General features: G+C 61.5%; 8 protein-coding genes and 1 pseudogene. 1 reads left to right on the top strand and 8 read right to left on the bottom strand.

Annotated features, from left to right (window positions below):
* The 8 genes from EOA38_RS21775 to EOA38_RS21740 all read right to left on the bottom strand — a co-directional run.
* Positions 1-205: NAD-dependent epimerase/dehydratase family protein (locus EOA38_RS21775; protein ID WP_127300211.1), on the bottom strand; the 205-nt coding region annotated here is incomplete at its 3' end.
* A gap of 14 nt (positions 206-219) precedes the next feature.
* The gene (rfbC, locus tag EOA38_RS21770; protein ID WP_127300210.1) at positions 220-774 is read right to left on the bottom strand and encodes a dTDP-4-dehydrorhamnose 3,5-epimerase; all 555 of its coding nucleotides are present in this window, start codon (positions 772-774) and stop codon (positions 220-222) included.
* Positions 767-1,657 (bottom strand): glucose-1-phosphate thymidylyltransferase RfbA, encoded by an 891-nt coding sequence (rfbA, locus tag EOA38_RS21765; protein ID WP_127300209.1) that lies wholly within the window; start codon positions 1,655-1,657, stop codon positions 767-769. Before rfbA ends, rfbC begins: the two co-directional genes overlap by 8 nt.
* A gap of 109 nt (positions 1,658-1,766) precedes the next feature.
* Entirely contained in the window at positions 1,767-2,786 is a 1,020-nt protein-coding gene (locus tag EOA38_RS21760; RefSeq protein ID WP_245480893.1) for a GDP-mannose 4,6-dehydratase, read from the bottom strand.
* Positions 2,743-3,732, bottom strand: coding sequence for a GDP-mannose 4,6-dehydratase (gene gmd / locus EOA38_RS21755; protein WP_127221530.1), 990 nt, complete (start codon positions 3,730-3,732; stop codon positions 2,743-2,745). Before gmd ends, EOA38_RS21760 begins: the two co-directional genes overlap by 44 nt.
* A 63-nt stretch (positions 3,733-3,795) precedes the next feature.
* Complete coding sequence (locus tag EOA38_RS21750; protein WP_127300212.1) at positions 3,796-5,208, bottom strand: mannose-1-phosphate guanylyltransferase/mannose-6-phosphate isomerase; 1,413 nt, start codon at positions 5,206-5,208, stop codon at positions 3,796-3,798.
* A gap of 6 nt (positions 5,209-5,214) precedes the next feature.
* The gene (locus EOA38_RS21745) at positions 5,215-6,672 is read right to left on the bottom strand and encodes a phosphomannomutase (RefSeq protein ID WP_245468513.1); all 1,458 of its coding nucleotides are present in this window, start codon (positions 6,670-6,672) and stop codon (positions 5,215-5,217) included.
* 219 nt (positions 6,673-6,891) lie between these two features.
* Positions 6,892-7,485 carry a biotin transporter BioY gene (locus tag EOA38_RS21740; protein WP_127300208.1) on the bottom strand — a complete coding sequence of 198 codons (594 nt, stop codon included), beginning with the start codon at positions 7,483-7,485 and terminating at the stop codon, positions 6,892-6,894.
* 98 nt (positions 7,486-7,583) lie between these two features.
* Here EOA38_RS21740 and EOA38_RS40490 point away from each other — a divergent pair.
* Positions 7,584-7,698: pseudogene (locus EOA38_RS40490) on the top strand (MBL fold metallo-hydrolase); the annotation flags it as partial.

Here is a 7,698-nt window from a genome sequence, read left to right as displayed (position 1 = left end):
GTATCTCCAGCACCGCCCGCTCGTCGCAGATGTCGGCCTGCTCGAAACGGTAGTTGTGCGCGTTCTCGATCGGCCTGAGCGAAGCGAGGTTGCCGGCATAGGTGAGCTTATCGAGATTGGTGACGCGGTAGGCCGGGTTGGCGCACAGATGCCGGCAGACGGCAGAGCCGATGAAGCCGGCACCACCAGTGATCAGGAAATTCATGCCGCCGTCTCTCCTCATGCAAACACCTCGGCCATGCCAAGCAATGGCGCCTTGCGATCCTTGTCCGAAAGCTGGAAGCCGCCCGCAACCGCCGGCCATTCAATGCCGATTGTCGGATCGTCGAAACGGATCGACCGGTCATGCTCGGGCGAGTAGGTGTCGGTCACCTTATACAGCACCTCGGTATCCGGCACGAGCGTGACGAAGCCGTGCGCGAACCCCTTCGGCACTAGGATCTGGTTGCCCTTCTCAGCTGACACCTCCAGCGCCACCCATTTGCCGAAACTCGGCGAGGAGCGGCGGATGTCTACCGCTACATCGAACACGCCGCCCCGGATAACGCGCAGCAGCTTGTCCTGGGCGCGCGGCGCAAGCTGGTAGTGCAGGCCGCGCAGCACGCCGGCCGCGGCTGAGTAGGAATGGTTGTCCTGCACGAAGACGAGATCGATGCCGGCCTCGGCGAAACGCGCGGCATTCCAGGTCTCGCTGAAAGAACCGCGTGCGTCGCCGTGCCGCTTCGGCACGATCTCCAGCACGCCGTCGAGGCCGAGCGGCCTGACCTCAAGCACCTCGTTCCTCCGTCAGATCGGCAACGCGCTTGCGCAGATAGGCAGCATACTCATTCTTGCCCAGGCGCGCCGCGCGTTCCAGAACCTTTTCGGCGCCGAGCCAGCCCTGCTCTAACGCGATCTCCTCCGGGCAGGCGACCTTGATGCCCTGGCGATGCTCGATCGTGCGCACGAAGGAGGCCGCTTCATGCAGGCTGTCATGCGTGCCGGTGTCGAGCCAGGCATAGCCGCGGCCAAGCTGATGCACCTGCAATTGCCCGCGTTCGAGATAGACGTTGTTGACCGCTGTGATCTCGAGCTCGCCGCGCGCCGAGGGACGGATCGTCGAGGCGATATCGACGACGTCGTTGTCGTAGAAATAGAGACCAGTGACGGCCCAGTTCGACTTCGGCTTCTGAGGCTTCTCCTCGATCGTCAAAGCCCTGCCGGTGGCCTTGTCGAACGAGACCACGCCGTAACGCTCCGGATCGTCGACATGGTAGGCGAATACCGAGGCGCCGCTTTCACATACCGCCGCGGTGCGACAGAGCTGCGACAGGCCTTCGCCGAAATAGATGTTGTCGCCGAGAATCATCGACACATTGTCCTTGCCGATGAAGTCGCGGCCGATGATGAAAGCCTCGGCGAGGCCGTTGGGCTGCGGCTGCTCGGCATAGGAGAGCTCCAGCCCGAATTCGGAACCATCGCCCAGCAACTCCCGGAAGACGGGCAAGTCGCGCGGAGTCGAAATGACCAGGATCTGGCGGATTCCCGCGAGCATCAGCACGCTCAGCGGGTAATAGATCATCGGCTTGTCGTAGATCGGCAGGATTTGCTTAGATACAGCTAATGTTAGCGGATAGAGACGTGTTCCGCTGCCGCCCGCAAGGACAATTCCTTTCAACAAGCTCTCCTTGAACTACCGCGGCCCCCGCCTCGACGTCAAGTTGCCCGTGCTTAGGTTTCATGCCCTGGCTTGTCAATTGTCGGTTTTGATTTCGACGCTGTTGCTATCATCCGCTGCATATCCGACGCCAATATCCTAAAACGTCGGCTATTGTTTGCTCGAAGGGCACCAAAGGTGCCCAGTTCAGCCTTTCGCGTGCCTTTGATGCATCACCGCAGGCGACGGGTATCTCGTTCGGTCGAAACCTTTCCGGGTCCGCACGCACTTCGATGTCGATGCCCGACTGTGCAATGAGCGCATCCAGGATAACTCGAATTCTATCAGGTCGTCCGGACGCGATGTTATAGACGCAGTCAGGTCCGGTCTCAGAGGCCTGGATCGCGGCGGTCGCATAGGCATGCACGACGTCGCGAACGTCGAGAAAGTCGCGCTTGGCGTCCAGATTTCCGACATGAATGACTGGCTCGCGCTTGCCCGATAGGATTTCGGCGACCTGACGTGCGAAATCGGAGACCACATAGGTGTCGGACTGGCCAGGGCCAGTGTGATTGAACGGGCGAAAGCGAATGGCACGCAGGCCATCGTAGGACATTTGCCCGATCATAAGGTCTGCGGCGGCTTTGGTGGCACCGTAGACGTTCACCGGCCGGAGCGGCGTGTTTTCCGTCACAGGACCAGTCGCGCTCTGGAAAGAGGCCCCGTAAACTTCCGAACTGCCAACATAGACGAACCTGGCCTTCGGAGCATGGCGCATCACGGATTCGGCCAGATTCATCGTGCCCGTCACATTGACGTCCCAGGCATGCCGCGGCTCGTTGCGTGCATCGGAAGGCGCGGCGACCGCAGCCAAATGGACAAGCGCTGTGGGTTGGATTTCGCGGACGGCGTCATCGACCGCCTCCCGGTCCCGCAGATCGATCGGGTTTCGCCGCCCTTCGCCGTGACCGAGCACGAACACCTCGCAGCCAGCATGCTCCCGCTCCAGCAACTGCAACAAGGCCGTGCCGACAAACCCGCTGGCTCCGGTTACCAGGATGCGATGCTTCAACGTACCGATCATGTTGGCAAAAAGGCCTTTCCTATCACCAGCGTCTCGGCGGGTTGGCATGACGTTCGAGGTCGGCATCGACCATTTCGCGGATCATCTCTTCCAACGAGATCGCCGCCTCCCATCCTAGCTTGGCCTTGGCTTTGGCCGGATTTCCCAGCAGCACTTCGACTTCCGCCGGCCTGAACAGATCGGGATCGATCACAAGGTGGTCGTCCATCTTCAGCCCCACATGCTCGAACGCAATCCGGCACATGTCACGCACGGTCGTCGTCCTGCCGGTGGCGACGACATAGTTGTCCGGCTGGTCCTGCTGCAACATCAGCCACATGGCGCGGACATAATCCCTCGAATGGCCCCAGTCGCGCTTGGCATCGATGTTGCCGAGCCGCAATTCCGTGGCCATGCCTCTCTTGATGCGCGCGACCGCGTCGGTGACCTTGCGGGTCACGAACTCGATACCGCGAAGCGGCGATTCGTGATTGAACAGGATGCCGCTCGATGCATGCAGGCCGAAGCTCTCGCGATAATTGACGGTGATCCAGTGGCCATAGAGCTTCGCGACCGCATAAGGGGAGCGCGGGTAGAAGGGCGTGGCCTCCGACTGCATCGGCTCCCGGATAAGACCGTACATTTCCGACGACGAGGCCTGATAGAAACGCGCACCGGGGATTTCCAGGCGCAGCGCCTCGAGCACGTTGGTCACGCCCATGCCGGTGACGTTGCCCGTCAGGATCGGCTGCTGCCATGAGGACTTGACGAAGGATTGAGCGGCAAGGTTGTAGACTTCGTCCGGCCTTATGTCGCGCATCGTGCGCGCCAGGCCGGACAGGTCCGTCAGATTTCCGTCGACGATCCGGACGTCCTTCTCGATGCCCAGCCATTTCAGGCGCGTGGTGTTGACGTCGGCGGTGCTCGAGCGCCGTGCAAGCCCGTGGACCTCGTAACCCTTGGCGAGCAGGAGCTCCGCCAGATAGGCGCCGTCCTGCCCGGTGATGCCGGTTATCAATGCTGTCTTTGTCATCAATGCTCTCTATATATCTGAATATATCAGATGATTTCTCGGCCCTGCGGGCCCAGTCAGCAATCAGGCCCGAGCATAAACGTCGTCGAAGCGTACAATGTCATCTTCGCCGAGATATTCCCCGCTTTGCACTTCGATCATGACGAGCGGAAGAATACCCGGATTTTCCAGGCGATGCTTGTGGCCGCAGGGGATGTAAGTCGACTGGTTGGTCGTGAGCAGGATTTCGCTCTCGCCATTGACGACCTTCGCGGTTCCGCTCACCACAACCCAGTGCTCGGAACGGTGATGATGTGCCTGAAGACTGAGGCGGGCGTTCGGCTTGACCTCGATCCTCTTGATTTTGAAGCGATGCCCCTCCTCCAGGACGGTATAGGTGCCCCACGGGCGATGTACGGTGCGATGCACTGTCGCCGTCTCGTGCCCATCCGCCTTGAGGCGGTTGTAGAGGTCCTTCACCTCCTGCGCCTTGTCCTTGTGGGCGACCAGAAGCGCATCCGGCGTGTCCACGATCAAAAGATCCGAAACGCCGACAACGCCAACCAACCGGTCTTCGCTGTGCACGTAGCAGTTCGCCGCATCGTGCAGAATTGCTTCGCCGGTGGCCCGGTTGCCCTTGTCGTCGGCCGAAACAAGCTCCGACAGCACGGTCCATGAGCCGATGTCCGACCAATCGAAACCGCAAGGCACGAACCCCACGTTCCTTGCCTTCTCCATCACTGCATAGTCGATGGAAACGGCGGGAACGGCCGCGAAGCTATCCCTGTCCACCTCGACGGTGAGCCGATCCATGGCGTCGCTGGTCCTGCCTTTGTCGAGGGCCGCGCGCGCACTGGACAAGACGTCCGGACAAAGGTCCTGCATGGCTTCGATCATCGAGCGGGCCGCGAAACAGAAAATGCCCGAGTTCCAGAAGAAACGGCCGCTGGCGATAAATTGGGCGGCTGTCGCCGCATTCGGCTTTTCCACGAACCGAAGGACCCTGTCGCCCTCGACCTCGATATAGCCAAAGCCTGTTTCAGGGCGATCGGGCTTCACCCCGAACGTGACGATCTGGCCTGAAGCCGCAAGCGTCGCCGCCCTCGCCACGCTCGCGCGGAAGCCGGCCTGATCCAATATCAGATGATCCGCGGGGAGCACGACGAGAATGGCGTCCAGGGTCTCGCGCGCGACATGCAGTGCCGCGAGCGCAACCGCGGCCGCGGTATCGCGGCCGAACGGCTCCAGCAGGAACGTGTTCTTCACGCCTGGGGCGGTCACCTCCGCATGTTCATCGGCCGTGAGAAACAACAGGTCGCGGTTGGTGACCGTCACAACATGATCGACGCCTTCGATATCCACGGCGCGGGCGTAGGTCTTGCGAATGAGCGTCCCACCCTCCGGCAGCGGGATAAAGGGCTTCGGATGCAACGCGCGCGAAATCGGCCAGAGCCGGGAGCCGACGCCGCCGCTTATGATGACAGGAACGATGTTGATCAAACTTCAACTTTCCAAGATTTGAGTTCGGCCGAGAGCGAGGCCCCAGCCGAGCAATTCGTCCGCGCGGGTTTCCGCTTTTGCTTCGACATAGCAACGCAATTCGGGTGCATTGCCTGACGCGCGGAAGTGCACAACTTCTCCGTTGCGGGCGGTGATACGCACACCATCATGGTTGTCGATATTCGCGACGCCCCCGAGAACCGCGAAGATCCTGTCGGCATAGGGTGCATCGGCTGCCAATCTGCCGAGAAAGGACGCGCTGTTCTCGGTCGGCACTCCTTCAAGCCGACCGCTTGCCCCGACAAGAAAGCGAAAGCCGGCCGCGATCTCGGCGAGCGGTCGGCCGGTGCTCGCAATCGCTGAAAGCGCGCAAAGGATTGGCAATAGCGAATCCCTGGTCAGCAAGGCCGGGAGGGTGCGCCCATCCTTCTCGACAGCCGAACCCAGGAGTACGCCGCCATTGGCCTCGAACCCCACGACACATCTTGCGCCCTCGGCGAGAGCCGTGCCGATACCTTCAATGACGTAGGGCGAGCCCACGCGCGTGCGAAGGACCCTTGCGAAATACCCGCAACGTTCCAAAGCTGAATTGGAACTGACCGGTGTGACGACGCAGTCGGCGCCCAGGAAATGCGCGGTGATCGCGCCTACCAGATCGCCGCGCACGAAAATGCCGCTGTTATCCGCCACGAGCGGCCTGTCGCCATCGCCATCGGTGGACACGATCGCATCGAACCGCTCTGCCGCCGCCCAGGCCTTGAGAAGCGCCACATCCTCCCGCCTGAGCGCTTCGGTATCGACTGGAATGAAATGTTCGGCCCTGCCCAGAGGGATCGTTTCGGCCCCAAGCCCGCGAAGAATGTCGACGATGATGTCTCTCGCCACGGACGAATGCTGGTAGACGCCGACGCGCAGACCGGAAAGGCTGCCCTTCTCGAAGAAACCAAGAAACCTTTCGGCATAGCGGCGGGACGGCTCGGTGCCCAACCGCGCCGGTTCAACCGGCGGCAGCGACGGGACCGTGTCCTTGATGCCCGCCTGGATTTCGACAATGTCGCCCTCATCGCGCTTGTCGATCTCGCCATCCGCCCGGTAGAATTTGAGCCCGTTTCTGTCGTCTGGAATGTGGCTGCCGGTGACCATTATCGCCGGTGCATTCTCGCCGTAGGCGTAAAGCGCGAGTGCGGGCGTAGGCAACGCTCCGCAATCGACCGGCATCAGGCCGGCCTCGGCGATCGCCGCATGAACAAGCTTCGCGATCTCGGGACTGGAAGTGCGGAGATCGCGTCCCACATAAACCTTCGAGCCTGCTTTCAACGAGCCCCGTCCCTGGAGCAAGCGCACGAACGCGGCCGTGTAGGTGAATGCCGGCGGTCCTCGAAGCTCGCTGACGAGGCCGCGCAGTCCACTGGTACCAAACTTCAAAGTCACCCTCTGCCATCCTTTCCGAACTCGGCGCAAGTCAGGCAAACCGACATCAGGTTACATAACCTGCGACAGCGTGATGGCGTGGAGCATCGAACAACGCGCCCCAGTGGCTTGTCAATCTCCGCCTGAACCAGCGCACAGCCGCCGCGCCGGGTTCGGTCGGATAGCAGACACCGAAGTGTCGACACCGTCCTAACAAAAAAGAGCCGGCGGGTGAGCGCCGGCTTTTTTGGCTCTGTTCAAACGGATTTCTCAGGGCCGCTTTGGCAGCAACGCCCAGACGGCCGGCACCAGGCTGGCGGCTAAAGCCACCTTGATCAGGTCGCCTGCGATAAACGGCATGACGCCGAACTGCCACGACTTTTCCGGCCCGATCAGGGCCGCCAGCCAGGCGAAACCCATCGCCATCATGACCACCTCGGCGGTAAGCATGGCGACGAAGAGCTTGAACGGATGGCGGTCCCAGCCGCGATCGGCAGCCCAGCCGGCGATCGCGGCCATCACCACGAAGCCGGCTAGATAGCCGCCGGTGGAGCCCAGCATATAGGCGATGCCGACGCCCTTTTCAGGCGTGCCCTGGAAAACGGGCAAACCAAACGCGCCTTCGGCGAGGTAAAGAATGAGCGTCGCGACGGCAAGGCGCATGCCGAAGGCGGCGGCGATTAGCAGGACGGCAAGCGTCTGCAACGAGATGTCAACCGGGCCGAGAACGACCTTGGTCTTGGCCGAGAGCGTCAGCAGGAGGGTTCCGGCAAGCGCCAGAAAGAGCTGCGCCGCCAGCCGCGCAGCGCCCTGGTCGGGCAGAGCGAGAGAAACAAGCGGACGCATCGTGGTTGCAGTTGCCATGGTCTTCCCCGTGTTGGCTGATTTGCTGGCTTTAATTTTCCTATATTGGCTTCCGTATCAGGCGGCAATCATTTTGCCGCGTCGCAGCGGAGCCCGGCATGGCGCTTGAATTCGACACACGCTTCGATCCGGCCTATGGCCAGGCGGTCACGGTTGCGCCCGACGTGCTGCGCATCACCGCCAACAACCCAAGTCCGTTCACTTTTCACGGCA

This window comes from Mesorhizobium sp. M1E.F.Ca.ET.041.01.1.1 (assembly GCF_003997355.1).
Classification (GTDB): domain Bacteria; phylum Pseudomonadota; class Alphaproteobacteria; order Rhizobiales; family Rhizobiaceae; genus Mesorhizobium.
Note: the sequence above shows the minus strand (reverse complement) of the source record. Positions and strands in the feature narration are given on the sequence as shown.

Excerpts from the sequence above, each read along its gene's own strand:
- EOA38_RS21760 (WP_245480893.1), bottom strand. The coding sequence starts at position 2,786 with ATGCCGACCTCGAACGTCATGCCAACCCGCCGAGACGCTGGTGATAGG.
- gmd (WP_127221530.1), bottom strand. The coding sequence starts at position 3,732 with ATGACAAAGACAGCATTGATAACCGGCATCACCGGGCAGGACGGCGCC.
- EOA38_RS21740 (WP_127300208.1), bottom strand. The coding sequence starts at position 7,485 with ATGGCAACTGCAACCACGATGCGTCCGCTTGTTTCTCTCGCTCTGCCC.